The 23,557-nt window shown below is 71.4% G+C and carries 22 protein-coding genes; 10 read left to right on the forward strand and 12 right to left on the reverse strand.

The genetic code is table 11. From position 1 onward, the window contains the following. The first annotated feature begins 31 nt into the window (after positions 1–31). Both IG88_RS0101200 and IG88_RS0101205 read left to right on the forward strand, forming a co-directional pair. The gene (locus IG88_RS0101200; protein ID WP_031033863.1) at positions 32–445 is read left to right on the forward strand and encodes a roadblock/LC7 domain-containing protein; all 414 of its coding nucleotides are present in this window, start codon (positions 32–34) and stop codon (positions 443–445) included. A 140-nt stretch (positions 446–585) separates the two neighbouring features. Then, the gene (locus IG88_RS0101205) at positions 586–1,506 is read left to right on the forward strand and encodes a DUF6397 family protein (RefSeq protein WP_031033864.1); all 921 of its coding nucleotides are present in this window, start codon (positions 586–588) and stop codon (positions 1,504–1,506) included. Positions 1,507–1,542: 36 nt separating this feature from the next. Here the strand turns inward: IG88_RS0101205 and IG88_RS0101210 are convergent, their stop codons facing one another. Beyond that, positions 1,543–2,409 (reverse strand): acyl-CoA thioesterase, encoded by an 867-nt coding sequence (locus IG88_RS0101210; protein ID WP_031033866.1) that lies wholly within the window; start codon positions 2,407–2,409, stop codon positions 1,543–1,545. 19 nt (positions 2,410–2,428) lie between these two features. Continuing rightward, positions 2,429–4,942, reverse strand: a complete 2,514-nt coding sequence (locus IG88_RS0101215) for a DEAD/DEAH box helicase (RefSeq protein ID WP_031033868.1) — start codon at positions 4,940–4,942, stop codon at positions 2,429–2,431. A gap of 145 nt (positions 4,943–5,087) precedes the next feature. On the opposite strand from IG88_RS0101215, the gene IG88_RS0101220 reads away from it, so the two are divergent. After that, complete coding sequence (locus IG88_RS0101220) at positions 5,088–5,882, forward strand: metal-dependent hydrolase (protein ID WP_031033871.1); 795 nt, start codon at positions 5,088–5,090, stop codon at positions 5,880–5,882. A 29-nt stretch (positions 5,883–5,911) separates the two neighbouring features. On the opposite strand, the gene IG88_RS0101225 is transcribed toward IG88_RS0101220, so the two are convergent. From IG88_RS0101225 to IG88_RS0101240, 4 genes are all read right to left on the reverse strand, one after another. Beyond that, the gene (locus tag IG88_RS0101225; protein WP_030401748.1) at positions 5,912–6,184 is read right to left on the reverse strand and encodes a type B 50S ribosomal protein L31; all 273 of its coding nucleotides are present in this window, start codon (positions 6,182–6,184) and stop codon (positions 5,912–5,914) included. A 66-nt stretch (positions 6,185–6,250) separates the two neighbouring features. Next, a complete protein-coding gene (locus IG88_RS0101230) occupies positions 6,251–6,721 on the reverse strand; it encodes a DUF5709 domain-containing protein (RefSeq protein ID WP_031033873.1) in 471 nt (156 codons plus the stop codon). 483 nt (positions 6,722–7,204) lie between these two features. Further along, complete coding sequence (locus tag IG88_RS0101235; RefSeq protein ID WP_031033875.1) at positions 7,205–8,986, reverse strand: ABC transporter ATP-binding protein; 1,782 nt, start codon at positions 8,984–8,986, stop codon at positions 7,205–7,207. Further along, on the reverse strand, positions 8,983–10,860 hold the full coding sequence (locus IG88_RS0101240) for an ABC transporter ATP-binding protein (protein WP_031033878.1): 1,878 nt from the start codon (positions 10,858–10,860) through the stop codon (positions 8,983–8,985). The genes IG88_RS0101235 and IG88_RS0101240 overlap by 4 nt, the downstream gene beginning before the upstream one ends. 254 nt (positions 10,861–11,114) lie before the next feature. Here IG88_RS0101240 and IG88_RS0101245 point away from each other — a divergent pair, with 254 nt between their 5' ends. Next, positions 11,115–11,873, forward strand: coding sequence for a L,D-transpeptidase family protein (locus IG88_RS0101245; protein ID WP_031033880.1), 759 nt, complete (start codon positions 11,115–11,117; stop codon positions 11,871–11,873). Between the two features lie 23 nt (positions 11,874–11,896). Here IG88_RS0101245 and IG88_RS0101250 read toward each other — a convergent pair whose 3' ends face one another. Then, positions 11,897–12,367: a MarR family winged helix-turn-helix transcriptional regulator gene (locus tag IG88_RS0101250; protein ID WP_031033883.1), complete on the reverse strand. Its 471-nt coding sequence runs from the start codon at positions 12,365–12,367 to the stop codon at positions 11,897–11,899. 147 nt (positions 12,368–12,514) lie between these two features. Here IG88_RS0101250 and IG88_RS0101255 point away from each other — a divergent pair, with 147 nt between their 5' ends. Both IG88_RS0101255 and mltG read left to right on the forward strand, forming a co-directional pair. Beyond that, on the forward strand, positions 12,515–14,317 hold the full coding sequence (locus tag IG88_RS0101255; protein WP_031033885.1) for an ABC transporter ATP-binding protein: 1,803 nt from the start codon (positions 12,515–12,517) through the stop codon (positions 14,315–14,317). 220 nt (positions 14,318–14,537) lie between these two features. Next, the gene (mltG, locus tag IG88_RS0101260; RefSeq protein WP_031033889.1) at positions 14,538–15,293 is read left to right on the forward strand and encodes an endolytic transglycosylase MltG; all 756 of its coding nucleotides are present in this window, start codon (positions 14,538–14,540) and stop codon (positions 15,291–15,293) included. Between the two features lie 12 nt (positions 15,294–15,305). On the opposite strand, the gene IG88_RS0101265 is transcribed toward mltG, so the two are convergent. Then, a complete protein-coding gene (locus tag IG88_RS0101265) occupies positions 15,306–16,385 on the reverse strand; it encodes an NAD(P)-binding domain-containing protein (protein ID WP_031033891.1) in 1,080 nt (359 codons plus the stop codon). A 55-nt stretch (positions 16,386–16,440) separates the two neighbouring features. Between IG88_RS0101265 and IG88_RS0101270 the strand changes: the two genes are divergently transcribed. Together IG88_RS0101270 and IG88_RS44070 are read left to right on the forward strand one after the other, a co-directional pair. Continuing rightward, positions 16,441–16,863 (forward strand): secondary thiamine-phosphate synthase enzyme YjbQ, encoded by a 423-nt coding sequence (locus IG88_RS0101270; RefSeq protein WP_031033893.1) that lies wholly within the window; start codon positions 16,441–16,443, stop codon positions 16,861–16,863. Positions 16,864–17,100: 237 nt separating this feature from the next. Beyond that, a complete protein-coding gene (locus IG88_RS44070) occupies positions 17,101–17,352 on the forward strand; it encodes an MFS transporter (protein WP_031033896.1) in 252 nt (83 codons plus the stop codon). A 200-nt stretch (positions 17,353–17,552) separates the two neighbouring features. On the opposite strand, the gene IG88_RS0101280 is transcribed toward IG88_RS44070, so the two are convergent. Together IG88_RS0101280 and IG88_RS0101285 are read right to left on the reverse strand one after the other, a co-directional pair. Beyond that, entirely contained in the window at positions 17,553–18,377 is an 825-nt protein-coding gene (locus IG88_RS0101280; RefSeq protein ID WP_031033898.1) for a helix-turn-helix domain-containing protein, read from the reverse strand. Next, complete coding sequence (locus IG88_RS0101285) at positions 18,374–19,207, reverse strand: helix-turn-helix domain-containing protein (RefSeq protein WP_031033900.1); 834 nt, start codon at positions 19,205–19,207, stop codon at positions 18,374–18,376. Before IG88_RS0101285 ends, IG88_RS0101280 begins: the two co-directional genes overlap by 4 nt. Positions 19,208–19,585: 378 nt before the next feature. On the opposite strand from IG88_RS0101285, the gene IG88_RS0101290 reads away from it, so the two are divergent. Further along, positions 19,586–19,918 carry a hypothetical protein gene (locus IG88_RS0101290; RefSeq protein ID WP_051851718.1) on the forward strand — a complete coding sequence of 111 codons (333 nt, stop codon included), beginning with the start codon at positions 19,586–19,588 and terminating at the stop codon, positions 19,916–19,918. A gap of 277 nt (positions 19,919–20,195) precedes the next feature. Continuing rightward, on the forward strand, positions 20,196–21,215 hold the full coding sequence (locus IG88_RS0101295; protein ID WP_031033905.1) for a LacI family DNA-binding transcriptional regulator: 1,020 nt from the start codon (positions 20,196–20,198) through the stop codon (positions 21,213–21,215). Positions 21,216–21,300: 85 nt separating this feature from the next. On the opposite strand, the gene IG88_RS0101300 is transcribed toward IG88_RS0101295, so the two are convergent. Together IG88_RS0101300 and IG88_RS0101305 are read right to left on the reverse strand one after the other, a co-directional pair. After that, positions 21,301–22,656 carry a GH1 family beta-glucosidase gene (locus tag IG88_RS0101300; RefSeq protein WP_031033908.1) on the reverse strand — a complete coding sequence of 452 codons (1,356 nt, stop codon included), beginning with the start codon at positions 22,654–22,656 and terminating at the stop codon, positions 21,301–21,303. A gap of 55 nt (positions 22,657–22,711) precedes the next feature. Next, on the reverse strand, positions 22,712–23,551 hold the full coding sequence (locus tag IG88_RS0101305) for a carbohydrate ABC transporter permease (protein WP_031033910.1): 840 nt from the start codon (positions 23,549–23,551) through the stop codon (positions 22,712–22,714). Between the last annotated feature and the right edge of the window lie 6 nt (positions 23,552–23,557).

Here is a 23,557-nt window from a genome sequence, read left to right on the forward strand (position 1 = left end):
CGTACGGGGCGACACGGGGAGATATCGGACGATGGTGGAGAAGCAGGGACTTGGCTGGCTGCTCGACGACCTGACCGCGCGTGTCGAACACGTGCGGCACGCGTTGGTCCTGTCCAACGACGGGTTGGTGACCGGAGCGAGTACGGGTCTGCGACGCGAGGACGCCGAGCACCTCGCCGCCGTCTCGTCCGGGCTGCACAGCCTGGCCAAGGGGTCGGGTCGCCACTTCGGCGCCGGCGGGGTACGGCAGACGATGGTCGAGTTCGACGACGCCGTGCTGTTCGTCACCGCGGCGGGCTCGGGGAGCTGCCTGTGCGTGCTCAGCGGGGCGGAGGCCGACATCGGACAGATCGCGTACGAGATGACCCTCCTCGTGAATCGGGTGGGCGAACACCTCGACGTCGATGCGCGGCAGCCGGGACGCATATCATCTACAGATTTCTGACCTGAGCTTTCATTGGATTTTTGGGTCAGGACGCGAGGTTGTCCACAGGTCTGACACGGAGATGGCCCTCGTGGCTACGGTTTTGTCTCAGCAGGCGCGAACGGCGTCCTGCACCACGCACTCCACGGGGGAGACGAACCATGAACGGCAACACCGTCACGCACCGGACCGGGGCAGCCGCCGAGCGGATCGGCGCCCCTCGCGGCGCATGTGTCGCGCCCAGTCGCGCGGCACGGGAACTGGGTCTCAAGCGAAGCGAACTCGACCTCGCGGTGCACCTCGGCCGTATCCGCACGGTGCCCGACGACGGGGGAGGCGGGCCGCGCGTCCCCCGCGAAGAGATCGACCGGATCCGGGCGGCGAAGGGCTTTCCCGAAGAGCTTCGGTCCAGTGTCCGGGCCGTCGGTACCACGGAGGGCGCGGCCCTCATGGACGTGACCGGCGCCCGGTTCACCCGCCTGGCACGGCTGGGGCTGCTGGTGCCGGTGCGCTTCTACGTCAACCGGTACCGCGCCGTCGTTTGGCTGTATCTCGCCGAGGAACTAAGGCGGTTCGCGGCCGACGAGCGCAACGCTCCCCTCCTGGAGGGCCGTACACCCGAAGCCCTCCGGGACCAACTGGGGGAGGGGCTGGACCTGCGGCCCCGCAACTGGCGGGGACGGCACCTGGGCTTCCTGCTCCGGCAGTCGGCCGACGACCCCTGGGCCAGGGCCGCGGCCGTGGCGTCGCTGCTCGACGCCGCCGAGGTCGAGGACATCGTCACCGACCCCGGCGAGCGCGCTCATCTGCTCATGGTCCGGCCCGCACCGGTGACACACGGATCTCCGGGTTCCCCGGCCGCACTGCTCGCCGAGGAGATCGTGACGGCCGCCGACCGGGACGAGATCGACTGGCTCCGCTCAGACCTGGCGGACGCGATGGAAGCGGCGCGCCGGCACTGTCCGTCCCCTCGCCCGCCCCTGCCCACCGTGCCGGTCCGGGCCGCCCTCGACGAGCGGGAGCGGGAGCGATCCGGACGGCTCACCGGCCTGTTGGGCCGACTGTGGCGCAGGGACGACTGACCCACCGCGGAGGCCGATGCCCTACAGGGGACCGGCCTACAGGGACCGGAAGAGTCCCTCCTGGACGACAGACACCAGCATCCGTCCGTCCTTGTCGTAGATACGTCCCCGGGCCAGTCCGCGCCCACCGGTGGCGATCGGCGACTCCTGGTCGTACAGGAACCACTCGTCCGCCCGGAACGGCCGGTGGAACCACATGGCGTGATCCAGCGACGCCATGTCGAATCCCCTGGGACCCCACAGCGGCTCCACCGGGATGCGCACGGCGTCCAGCAGCGTCATGTCGCTGGCGTAGGTCAGGGCGCAGGTGTGCACGAGCGGATCGTCGCCCAGCGGCCCGACCGCGCGCATCCACACGGCGCTGCGGGGCTCGGCCCCCTCGACCTCCTCGGCACTCCAGCGCAGCCGGTCGACGTACCTGATGTCGAAGGGCTGACGGCGTGCCATCCGCTCGAACTGCTCCGGCAGCCCGCCCAGGTGCTCCCGCACCTCCTCGGCGACCGTCGGCAGGGACTCGGGATCCGGGACCTTGCGGGCAGGCGGCAACTGGTGCTCGAAACTCCCCTGTTCAGGCTTGTGAAAGGAGGCGGTGAGCGTGAAGATCGTGCGCCCCTGCTGCACGGCGGTGACTCGGCGGGTCGTGAACGAGCGCCCGTCCCGGTCCCGTTCGACCTGGTACACGATCGGCACTCCGGGGCGGCCGGGACGCAGGAAGTACGCGTGCAGCGAGTGCACCGGGCGGTCGCCGTCGGTGGTGCGGCCCGCGGCGACCAGCGCCTGGCCGGCCACCTGGCCGCCGAAGACCCGCTGCAGCGACTCCTCGGGACTGCGGCCACGGAAGATGTTGACCTCGATCTGCTCCAGGTCGAGCAGGGCTACGAGGCTCTCGGCCGGATTCGTCATCGGTGGGATTCTCCTGTGCTCACAACTGGCCGACATCGGTGACGCGGACGACCGCACGGCCCTCCGCGTCGGAGGCGGTGAGGTCGACCTCCGCACTGATGCCCCAGTCGTGGTCGTCGTTCGGGTCGTCGAAGATCTGCCGCACGCGCCACAGTCCGTTCTGCGGCTCCTCCTCGATGATGAGCAGCTTCGGACCGCGGGCGTCCGGGCCGGTGCCGAGGTCGTCGTACTCGTCCCAGTAGCTGTCCATCGCCTCGCCCCAGGCATCGGCGTCCCAGCCGGCATCGGCGTCCATCTCGCCCAGCTCGTCGACCTGGTCGAGAGCGGCGAGCTCCACACGGCGGAACATGGCGTTGCGGACCAGGACACGGAAGGCACGCGCGTTGGCGGTGACCGGCCGCACCTGGTCGGCCTTCTCCTGGGCCTCTTCGGCGGTCATCTCCTCCGGGTTGGCGAGCTGCTCCCACTCGTCGAGGAGGCTGGAGTCGACCTGGCGCACCATCTCGCCGAGCCATTCGATCAGGTCCTGGAGGTCCTCGGACTTCAGGTCGTCCGGGACGGTGTGGTCGAGGGCCTTGTAGGCACTGGCCAGGTAGCGCAGCACGATGCCCTCGGTGCGGGCGAGCTCGTAGTGGGAGACCAGCTCCGTGAAGGTCAGGGCGCGTTCGTACATGTCGCGGATGACCGACTTCGGGGACAGCGGGTGGTCCCCGACCCAGGGGTGGCTCCTGCGGTAGGTGTCGTAGGCGTGGAAGAGCAGCTCCTCCAGGGGCTTCGGGTACGTGATGTCCTGGAGCCGCTCCATGCGCTCCTCGTACTCGACGCCGTCCGCCTTCATCGCGGCCACGGCCTCGCCGCGGGCCTTGTTCTGCTGGGCGGCGAGAATCTGCCGCGGATCGTCCAGCGTGGACTCCACGACCGACACCATGTCCAGCGCGTACGACGGCGACTCCGGATCCAGCAGTTCGAAGGCGGCCAGCGCGAACGTGGACAGCGGCTGGTTGAGCGCGAAGTCCTGCTGCAGATCCACCGTGAGACGCACGATGCGCCCGTCGGCGTCCGGTTGGTCGAGCTTCTCGACGATGCCGCCGTCCAGCAGCGAGCGGTAGATGGCGATCGCCCGCCGGATGTGCCTGAGCTGCTGCTTGCGCGGCTCGTGGTTGTCCTCCAGCAGGTGCCGCATCGCGGAGAAGGCGTCGCCGGGGCGGGCGATCACCGACAGCAGCATGGTGTGCGTCACCCGGAAGCGGGAGGTCAGCGGCTCCGGCTGGGAGCCGATCAGCTTCTCGAACGTACTCTCCGACCAGGCAACGAAGCCCTCGGGAGCCTTCTTCCGGACGACCTTCCGCCGCTTCTTCGGGTCGTCCCCGGCCTTGGCGAGCGCCTTCTCGTTCTCGACGACGTGCTCCGGTGCCTGGGCGACGACGAAGCCTTCCGTGTCGAACCCGGCGCGCCCGGCCCGGCCGGCGATCTGGTGGAACTCCCGTGCCCTCAGGGTGCGGACCCGGGTGCCGTCGTACTTCGTCAGCGCCGTGAACAGGACAGTGCGGATCGGGACGTTGACACCCACACCGAGCGTGTCCGTTCCGCAGATCACCTTCAGCAGGCCGGCCTGCGCGAGCTTCTCCACCAGCCGCCGGTACTTGGGCAGCATGCCGGCGTGGTGGACCCCGATGCCGTGCCGCACGTAACGGGAGAGGTTGCGGCCGAACTTGGTGGTGAAGCGGAAGTTGCCGATCAACTCGGCGATCCGCTCCTTCTCCTCCCGCGTACACATGTTGATGCTCATCAGCGCCTGCGCCCGCTCCACGGCCTGCGCCTGGGTGAAGTGCACGATGTACACGGGAGCCTGCCGGGCCGACAGCAGGTCGGTGAGCGTCTCGGTGAGCGGCGTGTAGCGGAACTCGTAGGAGAGCGGCACGGGGCGGGTGGCCGAGCGGACCACCGCCGTGGGCCGGTTGGTGCGGCGCGTGAGGTCCTTCTCGAAGAAGGAGACGTCACCGAGGGTCGCGGACATCAGGACGAACTGGGCCTGCGGCAGTTCCAGCAGGGGAATCTGCCAGGCCCAGCCGCGGTCCGGCTCGGCGTAGAAGTGGAACTCGTCCATGACGACCTGGCCGATGTCCGCGTGCTTGCCGTCACGCAGCGCGATCGACGCCAGGACCTCGGCGGTGCAGCAGATGACGGGGGCATCGGAGTTCACGGAGGCGTCGCCGGTCAGCATGCCCACGTTCTCGGTGCCGAAGATCTTGCACAGCTCGAAGAACTTCTCCGACACCAGTGCCTTGATCGGAGCCGTGTAGAAGGTGACCTCGTCCCGGGCCAGGGCGGCGAAGTGCGCGCCCGCAGCGATCATGCTCTTGCCGGAGCCGGTGGGTGTCGACACGATCACGTTCGCGCCGGAGACCACCTCGATCAGCGCCTCCTCCTGGTGGGGGTAGAGCGTGAGACCGCGTTCCTGGGCCCACGCCTCGAAGGCTTCGTACAGGGCGTCGGGGTCGGCGGTTCGCGGCAGATGATCGATGAGGGTCACGCCTCCATCTTGCCTGCCCCGGAGCGCGATGGGGGAATCGGCTGTCCAGGCGAAGATCACGAACGCTACGCTGGGTCGCCGACGAGGCAACAGCGGATCCGGACAACTGCACAGCGGCACAAGAGGAATGGGGCGGGCAACGGCGATGATGGGACCAGCACACTCACTGTCGGGCGCCGCGGCGTGGCTCGGCGTCGGAGCGGCGACCGCCGCCGCGGGACACCCCATGCCCTGGCCGGTGCTGCTCGCCGGAGCGCTGATCTGCGCCGGGGCGGCGCTCGCTCCGGACCTCGACCACAAGGCGGCCACCATTTCCCGGGCCTTCGGACCGGTTTCGCGGGGGCTGTGCGAGATCGTCGACAAGCTGTCCGCCGCCGTCTACAAGGCCACCAGGAAGCGGGGCGACCCACGCCGCTCCGGCGGACACCGCACGCTGACCCACACCTGGCTGTGGGCGGTCCTGATCGGCGGGGGGACCTCGGCGCTGGCGATCATCGGCGGTCGCTGGGCGGTCCTTGCCATCCTCTTCGTGCACATGGTGCTGGCCATCGAAGGCCTGCTCTGGCGGGCCACCCGCGGCTCCAGCAGCGACGTGCTGGTGTGGCTGCTGGCCGGGACCAGCGCGTGGATCATCGCCGGGATCCTGGACAAACCGGACGGTGGGGCGGACTGGCTGTTCACCGCACCGGGCCAGGAGTACCTGTGGCTGGGACTGCCGATCGTCCTCGGCGCACTGGTGCACGACATCGGGGACGCGCTGACCGTCTCCGGCTGCCCGATACTCTGGCCGATACCCGTGGGCCGCAAGCGCTGGTACCCCATCGGTCCGCCGAAGGCCATGCGGTTCCGGGCGGGCAGCTGGGTGGAGCTGAAGGTGCTGATGCCGGCATTCATGCTGCTCGGCGGGGTGGGCGGCGCGGCGGCTCTCAACTTCATCTGAAGCGTCCGGGCGACATGGGCCCGGCCGGCTCAGCCGGCCTCCCCGGAACCCGGCCCCTCGCCCGCTCCGTAGCGCCGCTCGAAGCGTGCGACGCGTCCCTCCGAGTCCACCGTTCGGGCCTTGCCCGTGTAGAAGGGGTGGCTCTCCGAGGAGATCTCCACATCCACCACGGGGTAGGTCTCGCCGTCGTCCCAGGCGATGGTCTGGTCGCTGGTCGCGGTCGACCGGGTGAGGAACGCGTACCCGGCACTGCGGTCACGGAAGACGACGGGCCGGTAGTCGGGGTGCTTGTCCTGCTGCATGGCTGCTCCTCGTACGGTGGGGATCATCGGGGCGACGACACGGGCCCGCCGTCGCCCGGGGTGGCGTCAGCCCGGCAGGGAGTCCTCGTCGACCACGTGCACGGCGGCTTCCTCGGCGGAGGCGGCCGCGCCGTCAATGCCCACGTCCATGGCCACGAGCGCCGGCTCCTCGTCCTCGTGCGCCCCTTCGTCGGGCGCCACGAGCCGGCCGGACCGGTCCGCGCCGACCTCGTCGTCCAGCAGCTCACCGTCGGTGCCGTCGGAGTCACCGATTCCGTCGCCGTCGGGCGCGGTCTCGTCCGGGCGCTCCTCGGCGAGCCGCTGGTCCAGCGTCTCACCACGGCGGCGTTCCGCCGCTGTCACACCGGTGTGCTCCACCGCCCAGGGACGCTCGGGCGGGGACCAGCCCCGGTCGAGCGGATCGTCGACGCCGTCCTCCTCGAGGGTGTCCTCGCCGTCGAGCAGACCGGTGTCCTCCCGCTGCTCGGATCCGTCGGGCTGGTAGACGTCATCTCCCCATCCGTCGACGCTGTTCACGGGTACCTCCAGGGGGTGGGGACCGGCCCCTTCTCACCGTGGACCGCGGCGGGTCGCCGCTGCACGGGGCACAGGAATCACCCGTCGCGGAACCGTAGGGTTCCGGGGCCTGCCTCGGGCCGGTGCCTGTCTCCAGCCTTCCACTCCCGTTCGGGACCGCGCAACGGCACGGACCCCGCCGGGGTACCGCAGGGCCCTGCTCCGCGGTCGTGCCGGACCGACCGGCTCGTGGCGGACCGGCCGGCATCGGTGACGTGCCGGATCCCCGTGCGTCGCCCGGTCCCGCACCGGGCGACGATGCCGGGTCCCGGGCGACGCCACCGTCCGACGCGTCCCGCGGCACCGCCGCCCGCCCGGCCCGGTACGGGTCCGGTTCACCCGGCCCGGCTCGCGCCCGGTCGGCTCCGGCCGGGCGCCGACCCCGTCCCGGTCACCCCTCCCGGAGCCGGCCCGGCCGGCCCGGCTCCGGGAGGCGTGACACGGCTATCCGTGCCAGGACCGCCACAGCGCCGCGTAGGCGCCGTCGGCCGCGACGAGTTCGTCGTGGCTGCCCAGCTCGCTGATCCGGCCGTCCTCGACCACGGCGATGACGTCCGCGTCGTGGGCGGTGTGAAGGCGGTGGGCGATCGCGATCACCGTGCGGCCGTCCAGGACACGGGCCAGGGACCGTTCGAGGTGGCGGGCGGCCCGGGGATCGAGCAGCGACGTCGCCTCGTCCAGCACCAGCGTGTGCGGATCGGCCAGTACCAGACGGGCCAGCGCGATCTGCTGGGCCTGCGCCGGGGTGAGCGCGAAGCCGCCCGAACCGACCTCGGTGTCCAGGCCCTCGTCGAGTCCGCGGGCCCACTCGTCCGCGTCGACCGCCCCCAGCGCCGCCCACAGCTCGGCGTCGGCGGCGCCAGTCCTGGCGAGACGGAGGTTGTCGCGCAGGGAGCCCACGAAGACGTGGTGCTCCTGGTTGACCAGCGCGACGTGGGAGCGGACCCGCTCGGCGGACATCCGGGAGAGCTCCGCGCCGCCGAGCGTGATCCGGCCCTCACGCGGACCGTAGATGCCCGCCAGCAGCCTGCCCAGCGTGGACTTGCCGGCCCCCGAGGGGCCGACGAGCGCCAGCCTGGTGCCGGGGGCGACTTCCAGGGACACCTTGCGCAGGACGTCGACGCCCTCCAGGTAGCCGAAGTGGACCCGGTCGGCATGCACGTGCCGTCCGTCGGGGGACAGCGCGGCGTCACCGGCCTCCGGCTCGATCTCCCGCACGCCCACCAGCCGGGCCAGCGACACCTGCGCCACCTGCAGTTCGTCGTACCAGCGCAGAATGATGCCGACCGGGTCGACGAGCATCTGCGCGATCAGGGCCGCAGTGGTGAGCTGACCGACCCCGATCCAGCCCTGGAGGACGAAGACACCGCCGATGAGCAGGACGGAGGCGAGCACGGTCACATGGGTGACGTTGATGACCGGGAACAGCACCGACCGCAGCCAGAGGGTGTAGCGCTCCCAGGCCGTCCACTCCCTGATCCGGCGCTCCGACAGTTCGATGCGGCGGGTGTCGAGGCGGTGGGACTCGACGGTGCGCCCGGCGTCCACCGTCTCGGCGAGCGCGGCGGCCACCGCGGCGTACCCGGCGGCCTCCGAGCGGTAGGCGGCCGGTGCCCTGCGGAAGTACCAGCGGCAGCCGATCACCAGCAGCGGCACCGCGATCAGCACCGCGGGTGCCAGCGGGGGCGCCGTGACCACCAGCCCGGCGAGCAGCAGCACCACCCAGACGGCACCGATCGCGAGCTGCGGCACGGCTTCGCGCATGGCGTTGGCGAGCCGGTCGATGTCCGTGGTGATCCGGGAGAGCAGGTCGCCCGTGCCGGCCCGCTCCAGCACGCCGGGCGGCAGCCCGACCGACCGCACGAGGAAGTCCTCGCGCAGATCGGCCAGCATCCGCTCGCCGAGCATGGCCCCCCGCAGCCGTACCTCGCGCACGAAGACGGCCTGGACGACGAGGGCGAGCACGAAGAGGGTGGCGGTGAGACCGAGACGCAGCTCGCGCGTGTCGTCCGAGACCCGTTCCACGAGCCCGCCCAGTAGATAGGGGCCCGCCATCGAGGCGATCACGGCGACGGTGTTGACGGTGACGAGGAAGAGGAACGCCCGACGGTGCCGGCGCACCAGTTCTCCCACGTAGGCGCGCACGGTCGGGCGGGTGCCGACGGGCAGGGTGCTCGCCGTCGTGGGAGCAGCCGGGTCGTAGGACGGGGGCGCGACGCCGATCATGCCGTTTCCTCGATCTCTTCCAGTCGGTGCAGTACGTCGTCGTCGCTCAGGGCGTCGTCACGGTCGTCGCCGCGACCGCCGTCGGTGAGGGACGTCGCGGGCCTGGTCCCGGCCGGTACGCCGTCGCCGTGCGCCGCGGTCTCCTCGTCGGTCTCACGCGTCACCACCGCCCGGTACCGGGGCTCGGTGTGCACCAGCTCCCGGTGGGAGCCGACCGCCACGACCTCGCCCTCGTGCAGGAAGACGATCCGGTCCGCGCGGTCCAGCAGCAGGGGGGACGAGGTGAACACCACCGTGGTGCGTCCCGCCCGCAGCGTTCGCAGGCCTTCCGCGATCCGTGCCTCGGTGTGCGAGTCGACGGCCGAGGTCGGTTCGTCCAGGACCAGCGCCTCCGGGTCCGTGATCAGGGACCGGGCCAGTGCCAGCCGCTGCCGCTGGCCGCCCGACAGCGACCGGCCCCGCTCGGTGATACGGGCGTCCATCGGGTCGTCGGAGTCCAGTGAGCCCTGCGCCAGGGCCGCCAGGACGTCACCGCACTGTGCGGCGGACAGCGCCTCGTCGGCCGTGACGGCACCGGAGGCGGGCACGTCCAGCAGTTCCCGGAGCGTGCCGGAGAGCAGCACCGGGTCCTTGTCCTGGACCAGAACGGCGGTGCGCGCGGACTTCAGCGGCAGCTCGTCCAGCGGCACCCCGCCCAGCAGGGCCGACGTGCCCTTCTCCGAGGGGTGCCCGCCGAGCCGTTCCGCCAGCCGTCCGGCCGCGTCGGGGTCGCCGCACACCACGGCGGTGAACCGGCCCGCCGGAGCCAGCAGACCGGTGGCCGGGTCGTACAGGTCCCCGGAGGGGATCTCGGCGGCGCGCGACCCCGTGGTGTCCGTGACGCGCTCCAGGGAGAGCACCCGCGCGGCCCGCTTGGCCGAGGGCCGGGAGAAGGAGTACGCCATGGCGATCTCCTCGAAGTGGCGCAGGGGGTAGGTGAGGATCATCACGGAGCTGTAGACCGCGACGAGTTCGCCGACCTCGATGCGGCCCTCGCGGGCCAGGTGGACGCCGTGCCAGACCACCGCGATCAGCAGCAGCCCCGGCAGCAGTACCTGGACGGCGGAGATCAGGGCCCACATGCGCGCGCTGCGCACGGCCGCGTGGCGCACTTCCTGGGAGGCGCTGCGGTAGCGGTCGAGGAAGAGTTCCTCACCGCCGATGCCGCGCAGCACGCGCAGTCCGGCGACGGTGTCGGAGGCGAGTTCGGTGGCACGGCCGGCCTTGTCACGCTGGACGTCGGCCCGCCGGGTGGCACGCGGCAGCAACGGCAGGACCGCGAGGGCCAGCACCGGCAGACCCACGACCACGACGACGCCGAGCGCCGGCTGGTAGACGACCAGGGCCACGCAGACCAGCACGATGGTGAACGCGGCCGCGGTGAAGCGGGAGACGGCCTCCACGAACCAGCCGATCTTCTCGACGTCCCCGGTGGACACGGCCACGACCTCACCGGCGGCGACCCGGCGGGTCAGCGCCGAGCCCAGCAAGGCGGTCTTGCGGGCCAGGAGTTGCTGGACGCGGGCCGCGGCGGTGATCCAGTTCGTGATGGCGGCGCGGTGCAGGAAGGTGTCACCGATCGCGTTGCCGGCACAGCACAGCACCATGAGACCGCCTGCGACGGCGAGCCGGGTGCCGGAGTGGTCGACCACCGCCTGGATGGCGAGGCCGACGCAGAAGGGCAGGGCGGAGACGGAGGCGAAGTGCAGCAGGCCCCAGGCCAGTGACTTGAGTTGGCCACCGAGCTGGTTGCGGAACAGCCACCACAGGAATCGGGGGCCCGAGCGTGCGTCCGGCACGCCCGGGTCGGGATACGGAAGGTCTTGGATCTGCATGACGTCCCAGTGGCTCGTGTCAGGAGGTGCCGCTGCCAGGCGGCGAAAAGAGGCTGCAAACCGTGACAGGTTCGCGTCGCCACCTGCCCAAAATCAAGCGGTTTTCCGCAGTGCGGCACGAATCCGGCTGTGGTGCGCGGCACGTCGTCCCCACGCGCCCGCCGCGCCCCGCCCGTGCCCCTCCGGGCCGCCCCACCCACGTTCGGCCGCCGGGGTCCTGACGGCATGTCCGCAGCGAGTGCGACCATGGACGGATGGCGAGTGGTGGCGTACGGCGTACGGCGGTCGCGATGGCGGCTCTCGGGTCCCTGCTGACGATGGCGGCGCTGTCCGCCTGCGGCGGCCCGTCGGAGCACGGGACGGACACCGGGGCGAGTGCGCCGCCCGGCGGGGCGGGCCCGGGCACCGCGTCGCCGGACCCGACCACGGTCCCCGGCGTCGGCGACCGGCTCCAGCGACGCATCCCGGCCGAGTCGCGCCAGGTCGTCGCGGTGTACGGCGACGGCAGGGATTCCGCCGACTCCACGGCCGTGCTGTACACGAAGCAGGGTTCCACCTGGCACCGCGCCCGCAGTTGGAAGGCGCACAACGGCACGAAGGGCTGGACGACCGACCACCACGAGAACGACAAGCGCAGCCCTGTCGGTGTGTTCACGCTCAGCGACGCGGGCGGTGTGCTCCCCGACCCGGATCCGGCGCCCGGCACCGGGCTGCCCTACAGCCGTTCCGCGAGCTTCGCGGCGCCGCACTGGTGGGCGAAGTCGTACTGGCACGACTTCGACTACGTCATCGCCATCGACTACAACCGCGTCAAGGGCACCCCGCCGAACGACCCGACCCGGCCCGAGGGTTCGTCCAAGGGAGGTTCGATCTGGCTCCACATGGACCACGGCAGTGGTACGTCGGCCTGCGTCAGCCTGCCCAAGCCGGCGATGGAGTACCTGCTGCGTACGCTCGACCCGGACCTGCACCCCGTGGTGGTCATGGGGGACAGGGCGGATCTGGAGGCCTGAGCACGGGCCTCGCGGCCACCGGGTCAGACGGTGTGGAGGTGGTCCCGGCCGCTGTCGGGCCCGTCGATCAGCGTGTCCAGCAGCCGGCCCAGCACCGCGCGCTGCTCGTCGGCCAGCGGAGCGAGGATCTCCTCGGCGGCGGACCGGCGTGCGGCGCGCAGTTCCCTGAGGGCCTCGCGCCCGTCGTCGGTCAGCTCGATCCGGATGACGCGGCGGTTGGCGGGGTCGGGGACGCGGCGGACCTTCCCGGCCGCCTCCAGACCGTCGACCAGTGTCGTCACGGCCCGGGGCACGACCTCCAGGCGTTCGGCGAGGTCGGCCATGCGCGGAGGCGAGCCGTAGTGCGCCAGCGTGCGCAGCAGGCGCGACTGGGCCGGGGTGATGCCGAGGTCGCGGTGCTCGAGATGGCGTTTCTGGATGCGGTGCACCCGGCGGGTGAGCCGCAGCAGTTGTTCGGCGAGCCGGCCGTCGGAGTCGGGGTCGGGGGCGGTCATGCAGGAACAATAACAGGATGATGTTCATTGTGAGTATAGGTAACAATGACCTATGATCCGTAAGGTCCGCGAACGCCTGCGGCCGGCCGCGTGTGCCTGCCGCCCCAGGGTTTCGCGGGCCTCCCCTCGCCGCCTCCGAAGGAGCCCATGCACCCCGATCGCGAATCCGCCTGGACCGCACCGGCCGACGCCAAGGAACAGCCCCGGCAGGTGCGCCGCATCCTCAAGCTGTTCCGTCCCTACCGCGGCCGCCTCGCGGTCGTCGGCCTGCTGGTCGGCGCCGCTTCCCTGGTGTCGGTCGCCACGCCCTTCCTGCTCAGGGAGATCCTCGACGTCGCCATCCCCGAGGGGCGTACGGGCCTGCTGAGCCTGCTCGCCCTCGGCATGATCCTCGGCGCCGTCCTCACCAGTGTCTTCGGCGTGCTGCAGACCCTGATCTCCACCACCGTGGGCCAGCGCGTCATGCACGACCTGCGCACCGCCGTCTACGGCCGGCTGCAGCAGATGTCCCTCGCCTTCTTCACCCGCACCCGCACCGGCGAGGTCCAGTCCCGCATCGCCAACGACATCGGCGGCATGCAGGCCACGGTCACCTCCACGGCGACCTCCCTGGTCTCGAACCTCACCGGCGTGGTCGCCACGATCGTCGCCATGGTCGTCCTCGACTGGCGCCTGACCGTGGTCTCGCTGCTGCTCCTCCCGGCGTTCGTGTGGATCAGCCGCCGGGTCGGCAGGGAACGCAGGAAGATCACCACCCGACGTCAGAAGCAGATGGCCGCGATGGCCGCCACGGTCACCGAGTCCCTCTCCGTCAGCGGCATTCTGCTCGGCCGCACCATGGGCCGCTCCGACTCGCTCACGCGCGCCTTCGCGGAGGAGTCCGAGAGCCTGGTCGACCTGGAAGTGCGGTCGAACATGGCGGGCCGCTGGCGGATGGCCGTCATCACGATCGTCATGGCCGCCATGCCGGCCGTCATCTACTGGACCGCGGGCGTCGCTCTGCGCCTCGGCGGACCGGACGTCTCCCTCGGCACGATCGTCGCCTTCGTCTCGCTCCAGCAGGGGCTGTTCCGCCCGACCGTGAGCCTGCTGCAGACCGGCGTGCAGATCCAGACCTCGCTCGCACTCTTCCAGCGCATCTTCGAGTACCTCGACCTGCCGATCGACATCACCGAACGGGAGAACGCCGTCCACCTCGACCACGTCAAGGGCGAGGTCCGTTTCGAGGGCGTCGGATTCGGTTACGGCGGCAAGGGCGGCCCGGTGCTCGACGGCATCGACATCACCGTCCCCGCGGGCAGCAGCCTCGCCGTGGTCGGACCCACCGGCGCCGGCAAGTCCACGCTCGGTCACCTCGTGCCGCGCCTGTACGACGTGACGGACGGCCGGGTCACCCTCGACGGGGTCGACGTGCGCGACCTGGACTTCGACACCCTCGCCCGTGCGGTCGGCGTCGTGTCGCAGGAGACGTACCTCTTCCACGCCTCCGTCGCCGACAACCTGCGCTTCGCCAAGCCGGACGCCACCGACGCGGAGCTGGAGGCGGCGGCGCGGGCGGCCCAGATCCACGACCACATCGCCGCCCTGCCCGACGGCTACGACACCGTGGTCGGTGAGCGCGGCCACCGGTTCTCCGGAGGTGAGAAGCAGCGCCTGGCGATCGCCCGCACCATCCTGCGCGACCCGCCGGTCCTCGTCCTGGACGAGGCGACCAGTGCCCTGGACACCCGGACCGAGGCCGCGGTGCAGGGCGCCATCGACGCCCTGTCCGCCGACCGCACCACGATCACCATCGCCCACCGCCTGTCCACCGTCCGTGACGCCGACCTGATCGTGGTCCTCGACTCCGGGCGCCTGGTCGAACAGGGCACGCACGAGGCGCTGCTGGCACAGGACGGGAGGTATGCCGCGCTGGTCCGCCGGGACGCCCGACTGGAGCCGACAAGATGAAGATATGCCGGGTTTGCATGCATATGGGGGTTACCGTGCCCGCATGCAGATGAACACTCCGCCACGGAACGCGAGAAGCGCGAGAAACGCCAGAGGTGCCAGGGGGAGCCTCGGGAGCCCAGGCGTCAAAGGCCCCAGAACCCCCAGGAGAGCCGTCCGGCTGACGCGCCGGGGCCGTGTCGCCCTGATCGCGGCCGGCGCCGTCGTGGCCGGCAGCGCGGTGGCGGTGCCTCTGCTGACGACGGACGACGGGGGAGAGTCCCGCCCCACGTCCCTGGTGATCCCCGAGGGCTGGCGCGCGACCCAGGTGTACGGGGCCGTCGACAAGGCACTCGCCCTGCCCGCGGGCACCACCAGGAAATCCCTGGCCAAGGCCAGTCTCAAGCTCCCGGACGACGCCGAGGGCAACCCCGAGGGCTACCTCTTCCCCGCGACCTACCCCCTCGGTGGCAGTCCCACCCCGGAGAAGCTGCTGTCGGCCATGGTCGACAAGGCCGACAAGAGGTTCACGGGCGCCCCGGTCGCCGCAGGCGCCCAGCGCAACGCGCTGAACGTCTATCAGGCGGTCACCATCGCCAGCATCGTGCAGGCGGAGGCCGCCACCGAGGAGGACATGGGCAAGGTAGCCCGGGTGATCTTCAACCGGCTGGAACGCGGCATGCCGCTGCAGATGGACTCCACCATCAACTACGCGCTGGGCCGCTCCACCCTGAGGACCACGGCCCAGGACACGAAGATCGACAGCCCTTACAACTCGTACCAGCGCATGGGGCTGCCGCCCACCCCCATCGCCAACCCGGGCGACGAGGCGATGAGCGCCGCGATCAATCCCACCCCCGGTGACTGGCTGTACTTCGTCACGGTCAAGCCGGGCGACACCCGCTTCACCGCCGACTACGCCGAACACCAGCGCAACGTGGCCGAGTTCGACCGCCTCCGGCAGAGCGCGTCGCAGAAGGCCGAGGCCGCCAAATGACCGGCCGGGGCGTCACGCGGGGACCGGTTCCTCCTCGGCCAGCAGCCGCCTGATGTCCCGAACGGCCGCGCGCCCCGCACGGTTGGCACCGATGGTGCTGGCGGACGGGCCGTAGCCGACGAGGTGGATCCGCGGATCGGTGACCGCGCGCGTCCCTTCGACACGGATGCCGCCGCCCGGCTCCCGCAGCCGCAGGGGACGCAGATGGTCGATGGCGGCCCGGAATCCGGTCGCCCACAGGATGACGTCCGCCGTCACCCGCCGCCCGTCGTCCCACTCCACCCCCTCGGGCGTGACCCGGTCGAACATGGGCCGGCGGTCCAGTACGCCCGATTCCAGCCCGGCCCGGATCGCGTCGTTCAGCGGCAGCCCGGTCACCGACACGACGCTCTTCGGCGGCAGCCCCTGCCGCACGCGTTCCTCCACGAGCGCCACCGCCGCCCGGCCCGCCTCCTCGTCGAAGGGCCCTTCGCGGAACACCGGAGGCCTCCTGGTCACCCACGTGGTGGCCACGGCGTACGGCGCGATCTCCAGCAGGTGCTGTGTCCCGGAGGCGCCGCCGCCCACCACGATCACCCGCTGCCCGGCGAACTCTTCGGGCCCCGCGTACTGCGCGGTGTGCAACTGCCGTCCCCGGAACGTCTCCTGCCCCGGATAGCGCGGCCAGAAGGGGCGGTCCCAGGTGCCGGTCGCGTTGATCAGCGCACGCGCCGACCACGACCCGGCCGAGGTTTCGACGAGCAGCCGCCCGGCCGTCCCCTCGCGCACGGCGCGTACGTCGACCGGTCGCCGCACACGCAGGCCGAAGGTGTGCTCGTACTGCGCGAAGTACCCGCTCACCACCTCGGCGGACGGCCGCCCCGGGTCGGCGCCGGTCAGCTCCATGCCCGGCAGGGCGTGCATCCCGTGCACCTTGCCGTACGTCAGCGACGGCCAGCGGAACTGCCAGGCGCCGCCGGGCCCGGGGGAGTGGTCGAGCACCACGAAGTCGCGCTCCGGCTCGAACCCCGTGCGCCGCAGATGGTAGGCGGCGGCGAGTCCGGCCTGGCCGGCCCCTACGACGACAACCTCGACCTCGCGTGTGTTGTTCACGTTTCTACTAACGGTGGCGGAGGCCCCGGTCTTCCCGCGGTGCCAGGATGGGTTCATGCCCGATGCCTTCACCACCCGAGTCCTCAACCTCGCCACCGGCTCGACGGAGCGGGTCGCCGACATCACCGGTGACTGCGAGTCCTTCCTGCGCGAGGCGGCGGCCGGCCGCGACGGCCTGCTCAACGTCTTCGTCCCGCACGCCACCGCCGGAATCGCGATCATCGAGACCGGCGCCGGCAGCGACGACGACCTGCTCTCCGCCCTGCACACCCTGCTCCCGGCCGACGACCGCTGGCAGCACCGACACGGCAGCCCCGGTCACGGCCGAGACCACGTCCTGCCCGCCTTCGTGCCGCCGCACGCGACGCTGCCCGTGGTCGGCGGCCGTCTGGAACTGGGCACCTGGCAGTCGGTGTGCCTGGTGGACACCAACCGGGACAATCCCGACCGCCGGGTGCGGCTGAGTTTCCTCGGCTGACCAGGATGGTCCACGTAGGTGGCCCGGAGACGACGACGTCATAGGGGCGGCCCGTGCCGAGCCCGCACGGTCCGTGCCGGGCGGGACGGATCATCAGAGGCCGTCAGGGCAGGGGGTACCGCGCGGGATGCGGTAGGGAGCCGCCAGCCGGTAGGTGCCCGGCCGGGGGGCCTGTTCAACGGCGCCGGAATCCAGGCTGTCGTCTGGCTCATCGGCCCGGAGATCCTGCCGCTGAGTGTGCGTGGCCCGGCGACCAGCCTGGCCACCGTCACGCTGTGGGGAGTCGATCTGTTGATCGCGGTGACCGCCCTGACGGCCATCGAGGCGATCGGCCGATCCGGGACGTTCGCCTTCTACGCCCTGATGAACGTCATGTGCATCGTGTTCGTGGCGGCGAAGGTGCCGGAAACCCGCGGAAGGTCCCTGGAGAGCATCGAGCGCGCACTGAAGCGCGGCGGTTCCTTCCGGAAGTCGCTCGAACAGACCTGAAGAAGCAGCGGAACCCCCCGTGGCGAGCGTCGGCCCGGTCCGGCTGTGACCTGTTCACGGCCTGACGGGGCCGACGCGCTTGTCAGCCCTCGTGCCACCCGGCCGCTGTCCGTCCCGGACCGCCGGGCGTCGTGACACGTCGGGGAAGACAGGGGACTCGGACGGTGCCTTGGTGTGGTCCCTCGTCGGGTGCCGGACCGTCATGCCCGGAAGCACTCCCGGTCGGTCTTACCGGCCGCGGTGAAGCACAGCCTCAGCCCGGTCCGGTCCGGAGCACCGATCATCGCCGTGAAGCGGTAGACGTCGGTGTCCGCGGTGCTGTCGATGACGACTTTGCGCGGTCGGACTCCGGGGGCCGACAGCTCGAGGACATCCCCGACCTTCGCGTGCCAGATCCTGCCCCACGCGGCGGCGCACACGCTGCTGTACCGGATCTCCACACCCGTACCGGTGCGAGTGTGGTGCGGTGGGCCCAGTGAGTCGGCCCGGCCGGGCAGCCCGCAGGAAGCCCGGCCGGGATCCATGCCGTCGCATGTCGCCCCGTGGCACTCGGGCGGGGGATCGAGCGCGGGGGACACCGTCAGGCCCGTCGGTCCACCGGTGCCGGAATCCGGAACGGTCAGGGCCGCCGTCACGGCAGTCAGGGCCGCCGCGCCACCGGCGACGACGATCGGCCAACGCCGGCGTCCCAACCGTCGCGGGACGGCCCCCTCACTCCCGGCGTCCGTCGGCTCGGCGACGGAGGAGGGCTGCGGGGCAGGGCGGGAGAGGCGGGCGCGCCCGCTCCATTCGGCGTCCGCCAGTTCCCACAGGGCCAGGAGCCGCCCGGGAGGTTCACCGGCCGTGGCGCACAGCGCCTCGACCGCCTGGCGCGGCACCGGCGTCTTCCCGTTGAGATAGCGCTCCCAGGACGACTTGCTGTACGCCGTCCGCTCGGCCAGCGCCGCAAGGCTCAGCCCGGTACGCGCCCGGACCCCGCGCAGTGCCTCGGCCAGAGCCGCGCACTCCGGTGCACCGTCGGTCATCCCCGCAGCACCTGCCAGGTGTGCGGGCCGACGACGCCGTCCGCGGGCAGCCCGGCCTTCTCCTGCAGGCGCATGACGGCCGCGATGGTCTGCTGTCCGTAGACCCCGTCGACGACCCCGGGTTCCAAGTGGCGATGGCGAAGCAGGCACTGGGCCTCCACCACGTCCCACCCGGGCCCCGCGAGGACGGCACTGCGTGTCACGCTGTATCCGGCGTACAGCCCCTCCCCGGTCGCCTTGCTCCGGCGGACCTCGCAGGGATAGGACGTGCCGGGCCGGAAGACGTACGGTTTGCCGCCGACCTTCGCATGGGTCGTGGTGCTGCTGGGGCCCGGGGCCGCCACGGTGGCCTTGACCTGGTCATCGGCGGATCGTTCACCGTGCCACGCCGAGGACACCGCCATCCCGACGCCCATGCCGGCCACGGCGGCGACCGCGACGGCCGCGAGGGCCACGCCCTTGCGCACCGTCGACGGCCGGGCATCGCTCACCGGTACCGGTTCCTCCCCCCGGACGTCGGCCGCCGGGGCCGTCGCGCCTTCCGGACGGGACGGGGCGCTCTGCCGCTTCCAGGCGTCCTCGGCAACTTCGTGCAGAACCAGCAGGCGGACGCCGTCCGCCCCGGAAACCCGCGCCAGTTCCTCCACCGCGCGGCGCGGCGGCAGGGTCTTCCCGTTCAGATAGCGGTCCCAGGACGAACGGCTGATGCCGGTCTTCGTCTCCAGCGACTCCAGGCTCAGCCCACTGCGGTCCTTGAGCCTTCTCAACTGGACGACGAGTTGCCGCACTCGTGGGTCCAGGGAATCCGGCAGTTCCTTCCAACGCAGCATGACGCCCCCTGCTCACATGCACAGTTGTCCGTTGCCCCGCAAGGCAGTCGTTCCCCATCGGTACACCACACTCGACTGCCGGCTTCGGTCCGACCCGCCGGATCGGTCTCTTCCGGCCAGGGCCCACGCCGTCCGCCGTCCCGTGCGTGCCGCACCGCACCGGGCATCCCGGCAGGTCAGAGCGTGGGACGTCCCGCGGTCTCCCAAGTGAACGGATGCTGTGGCCCGGGCCCAACCTGACCGGCAATCTCTGGAGCGCCGAACCCGCGGCGCATTCCAACGGGTTCGGCCACCGGCCGACCACGAGAAAGGGGAACAATGAAACCGCACTCGCGTGTGATGCGTTCTGTGATGGCCGTTGCTCTGGCTGCAGGAGGTGTGACGGCCGCGGCCACGGTACCGGCCGCGGCCACGCCGGCCCGAGCCCAAGCCTGCTACGACCACTCGGTCGGCTACGAGACCGTCCCCCTCGGCGAACTGCACAGGTGGCCGCGTACCGGGTGGGCCACGACGAGCCCGTACTGCGCCGACATCAACATCAAGGCCAACGTCATGACCGACGTGAAGGTCTGCTTCCGCGCGACCGGCAGGTGCAACGACTTCAAGACCGCCTACGCGCGCTCCTGGATCCAGGCGGCCACCAACGTCCTGGACGGAACGAAGTACTACCTCCTCTTCTCCAGCTACAGCGCGGGGCTGGCGTCGGCCTGACCGTCCGGCCCACGAGCGCCGGACGGCTCGGGACCGTGAGTCGTCCGGCGCTTCCCCCGTACCACTACAACGACCGTCCCCGTGGCGGGCCGGTACGTCCTGAGGGGAGCAGAGATGGCCGCCTTGGACCTGTCCACGGTGGGTGACCGCGGTCGGTGGGTTTCTGCCGTTGACGACGGGCACCGCCGACGGGGCCGCCGCGCCGGTGTCGGGCGTGAGTCCGGGGGCACCGGCCGTCCCGGGTCCGCAGGAGTGCCCGGCGATTAGAGTTCCCCCTATGAGCAGACAGGCCCCGACGCTGGAGGACGTCGCACGGGTGGCGGGGGTTTCCCGTGCGACCGTCTCGCGGGTCGTCAACGGCGTCCGCAACGTCGATCCCAGCATCCAGGACCTGGTCCGCAGCGCGATCGAGCGGACCGGATACACGCCGAACCGGGCGGCGAGGGCGTTGGTCACCCGACGCACCGGGGCGGTGGCCCTCATCGTCTCCGGCGCGGGCGACGCCTTCGCCGGCCGTGTGTTCGCCGACCCGTTCTTCGGCCGTGTCGTGACCGGCGTCGTGGGGTATCTCCGCGCACGCGCCACGCAGCCGGTGCTGCTGTTCGCCGAGTCGGAGGCGGCGAGGAAGCAGGTGGTCTCCTACGTGGGGCAAGGCGGTACGGACGGTGCGCTGGTGGTCTCCGTGCACCCGGACGACCCGCTGCCGGACATGCTCCTGGCGGCCCGGGTCCCCACGGTGCTGTTCGCACGTCCCACCCGGACGACACCGGTCGGATGCGTCGATCTGGACCACTACGCGGGCGGACACCTGGCGGGGGAGCACCTTCTGTCCCGCGGCTGCCGCCGTGTCGCGGTGATCGGCGCTCCGCCGGATCTCAGGGCCGGCCGGGAACGCCTCGCCGGATTCCGTGACGCCCTGGCCCGCGCCGGGCACGACAGTCCTCCGGTGGCCGAAGGCGTCTTCACCCTGGACAGCGGGACGGCGGCCATGACCGCGCTGCTGCGCGAACACCCCGATGTGGACGGCGTGTTCGCGGCCAACGACCTGATGGCCCAGGGCGCCTGCCAAGTCTTGCGGGAACTGGGCCGGCGCATACCGGAGGACGTCGCCGTCGTCGGGTTCGACGACTCGACCATCGCCGTCACGTGCCGGCCGCCACTGACCACGGTGCGCCAGCCCGTGGAGGAGATGGCGGCGGCCATGGCCAGGATGCTCGACGAGCAGATCCGGGGCACCCGCAGCGAACCGCGGACCCTGGTCTTCGAGCCGGAACTGGTCGTACGCGACTCCGCCTGACGCGGCGCGTCCTCCACCGCGCCCCGCACTGCCGCCGGGCGTGCCCTCGTGGCAGCCGGCGACAGGGCACTCGGAGCCGGTGCGGTCAGGCGTGGGACTCCCGGTGGGCACGGATGATCTCCGCGTAGCGCAGGCCGCTGGTCTTCACGGTCCGGACCTGTGTCGCGTAGTCGACGTGGACGAGGCCGAAGCGCTTGTCGTAGCCGTAGGCCCATTCGAAGTTGTCGAGCAGGGACCAGGCGTAGTAGCCGGCCAGCGGCACGCCCTTGCGGACCGCCCGGGCGCAGGCGCTCACGTGCTGCTCCAGGTAGCGGGCGCGGTCGGGGTCGTGGACGGTGCCGTCGGGCGAGACGGTGTCCGGGAAGGCGGAACCGTTCTCGGTGACGTACAGCTTGCGTACCCCGTAGTCGTCGGTCAGGCGCAGCAGCAGGGCCTCCAGGCCCCCGGCGTCGATCTGCCAGTCCATGCCGGTGCGCGGTACGTCGGGCAGCCTGACCTCACGGGCGTACGGGACGGGCCCCCGGGGATCGTCGGTGACGGTCGCCGGGAAGTAGTAGTTGAGGCCGTGCCAGTCGAGGGGCGCGGCGATGGTCTCCGGGTCACCCGCGCGCTCCGGCAGGTCCACGCCGTACAGCTCGCGCATGTCGGCGGGGAAGCCGCGGCCGTGGACGGGGTCGAGCCACCAGCGGTTGGTGTGGCCGTCCATGCGGGCGGCCGCGGCGATGTCCTCCGGGCGGCTCGAGGCAGCCGCGACGGGGGAGTGGTTGGTGACCAGGCCGACCTGTGCCCCCGGGGACGCGGCGCGGATCGCCCGGGTGGCGAGGCCGTGGGCGAGCAGCAGGTGGTAGGAGGCGTGCACGGCGGCGGTCAGGTCGGTCAGACCCGGTGCCATGCGCCCCTCCAGGTGGCCGATCCAGGCGGAGCAGAGCGGTTCGTTGAGGGTGGCCCACTGGGTGACGCGGTCGCCGAGCCGGCCGGCGACGGCGGAGGCGTAGGCGGCGAGGTGTTCGGCGGTGTCGCGGACGGTCCAGCCGCCGCGGTCCTGGAGGGTCTGGGGAAGGTCCCAGTGGTACAGGGTGACGTTGGGGGTGATGCCTGCGTCGAGGAGGCCGTCGACGAGACGGTCGTAGAAGTCGAGGCCGGCCGCGTTGACCGGGCCGTCACCGGAGGGCACCACGCGGGGCCAGGCGACGGACATGCGGTAGGCGTCGGTGCCGAGCCGTTTCATCAGGGCGATGTCCTCGGGCCACCGGTGGTAGTGGTCGCAGGCCACGTCGCCGTGGTCGTCGCCCGCGACCTTGCCGGGGCTGTGGGAGAAGGTGTCCCAGATCGACGGTGCCCGGCCGTCCTCGGTGACGGCGCCCTCGATCTGGTAGGCGGAAGTGGCCGTGCCCCAGGCGAAGTCGGCGGGGAAGGCGGCGAGGTCGAGCGATTCGGACACGGAGAGCCTCTCTGGGTGGACGTGCTGGAGCGGTGGAAGGCCGTGGTGCCGGTGGCTACTTGACGGCGCCGGCGGTGAGACCGGTGACGAGGTAGCGCTGGAGGAGCAGGAAGCCGGCGACGACGGGCAGGCTGACGACGAGTGAGGCGGCCATGATCTGGTTCCAGTACACGTCGTTCTGGGTGGAGTAGCCCTGCAGACCGACGGCGAGGGTGCGGGTGGTGTCGTTGGTCATGACGGAGGCGAAGAGGACTTCGCCCCAGGCGGTCATGAACGCGTAGACGGCGACGGCGACGATGCCGGGGACCGCCGCGGGCACGACGACCCGGAACAGGGTGCCGAGCGGACCGCAGCCGTCCACCCTGGCCGCCTCGTCGAGGTCCCTGGGCACCGAGTCGAAGTACCCGATCAGCATCCAGATGGAGAAGGGCAGCGAGAAGGTGAGGTAGGTGAGGATCAGGCCGCCGCGGGAGCCGAAGAGGGCGACGCCGGTGGCGTTGCCGATGTTGACGTAGATGAGGAACAGCGGCAGCAGGAACAGGATGCCGGGGAACATCTGGGTCGACAGCACCGTCACCGTGAAGACGCGCTTGCCGCGAAAGGAGTAGCGGCTGACCGCGTAGGCGGCGAACACCGCGACGGCGACGGAGCAGACGGTCGCCGTACCGGCCACGATCAACGAGTTCGTGAAGTAGTCGGCCAGCGGGACCGTGTCCCAGATGTCGAAGTACGGGCGGACGGTGAGGCCCGAGGGGATCCACGCGAACTTCCCCGACACGTCCTCCAGCGGCTTCAGGGAGCTGGAGATCATCACGTACACCGGCAGCAGCACGAAGACGGTGAGGAGGGCGAGGAAGATCCGACGGCTCCACAGGAAGGACCGCGGGGCGGCCATCGGGGA

Source organism: Streptomyces sp. NRRL F-5650 (genome assembly GCF_000721365.1).
GTDB classification, from domain to species: Bacteria; Actinomycetota; Actinomycetes; order Streptomycetales; family Streptomycetaceae; genus Streptomyces; species Streptomyces ardesiacus.

Excerpts from the sequence above, each read along its gene's own strand:
- IG88_RS0101200 (WP_031033863.1), top strand. The coding sequence starts at position 32 with ATGGTGGAGAAGCAGGGACTTGGCTGGCTGCTCGACGACCTGACCGCG.
- IG88_RS0101205 (WP_031033864.1), top strand. The coding sequence starts at position 586 with ATGAACGGCAACACCGTCACGCACCGGACCGGGGCAGCCGCCGAGCGG.
- IG88_RS0101210 (WP_031033866.1), bottom strand. The coding sequence starts at position 2,409 with ATGACGAATCCGGCCGAGAGCCTCGTAGCCCTGCTCGACCTGGAGCAG.
- IG88_RS0101220 (WP_031033871.1), top strand. The coding sequence starts at position 5,088 with ATGATGGGACCAGCACACTCACTGTCGGGCGCCGCGGCGTGGCTCGGC.
- IG88_RS0101225 (WP_030401748.1), bottom strand. The coding sequence starts at position 6,184 with ATGCAGCAGGACAAGCACCCCGACTACCGGCCCGTCGTCTTCCGTGAC.
- IG88_RS0101235 (WP_031033875.1), bottom strand. The coding sequence starts at position 8,986 with ATGATCGGCGTCGCGCCCCCGTCCTACGACCCGGCTGCTCCCACGACG.
- IG88_RS0101240 (WP_031033878.1), bottom strand. The coding sequence starts at position 10,860 with ATGCAGATCCAAGACCTTCCGTATCCCGACCCGGGCGTGCCGGACGCA.
- IG88_RS0101245 (WP_031033880.1), top strand. The coding sequence starts at position 11,115 with ATGGCGAGTGGTGGCGTACGGCGTACGGCGGTCGCGATGGCGGCTCTC.
- IG88_RS0101250 (WP_031033883.1), bottom strand. The coding sequence starts at position 12,367 with ATGACCGCCCCCGACCCCGACTCCGACGGCCGGCTCGCCGAACAACTG.
- IG88_RS0101255 (WP_031033885.1), top strand. The coding sequence starts at position 12,515 with ATGCACCCCGATCGCGAATCCGCCTGGACCGCACCGGCCGACGCCAAG.
- IG88_RS0101270 (WP_031033893.1), top strand. The coding sequence starts at position 16,441 with ATGCCCGATGCCTTCACCACCCGAGTCCTCAACCTCGCCACCGGCTCG.
- IG88_RS0101280 (WP_031033898.1), bottom strand. The coding sequence starts at position 18,377 with ATGACCGACGGTGCACCGGAGTGCGCGGCTCTGGCCGAGGCACTGCGC.
- IG88_RS0101285 (WP_031033900.1), bottom strand. The coding sequence starts at position 19,207 with ATGCTGCGTTGGAAGGAACTGCCGGATTCCCTGGACCCACGAGTGCGG.
- IG88_RS0101295 (WP_031033905.1), top strand. The coding sequence starts at position 20,196 with ATGAGCAGACAGGCCCCGACGCTGGAGGACGTCGCACGGGTGGCGGGG.
- IG88_RS0101305 (WP_031033910.1), bottom strand. The coding sequence starts at position 23,551 with ATGGCCGCCCCGCGGTCCTTCCTGTGGAGCCGTCGGATCTTCCTCGCC.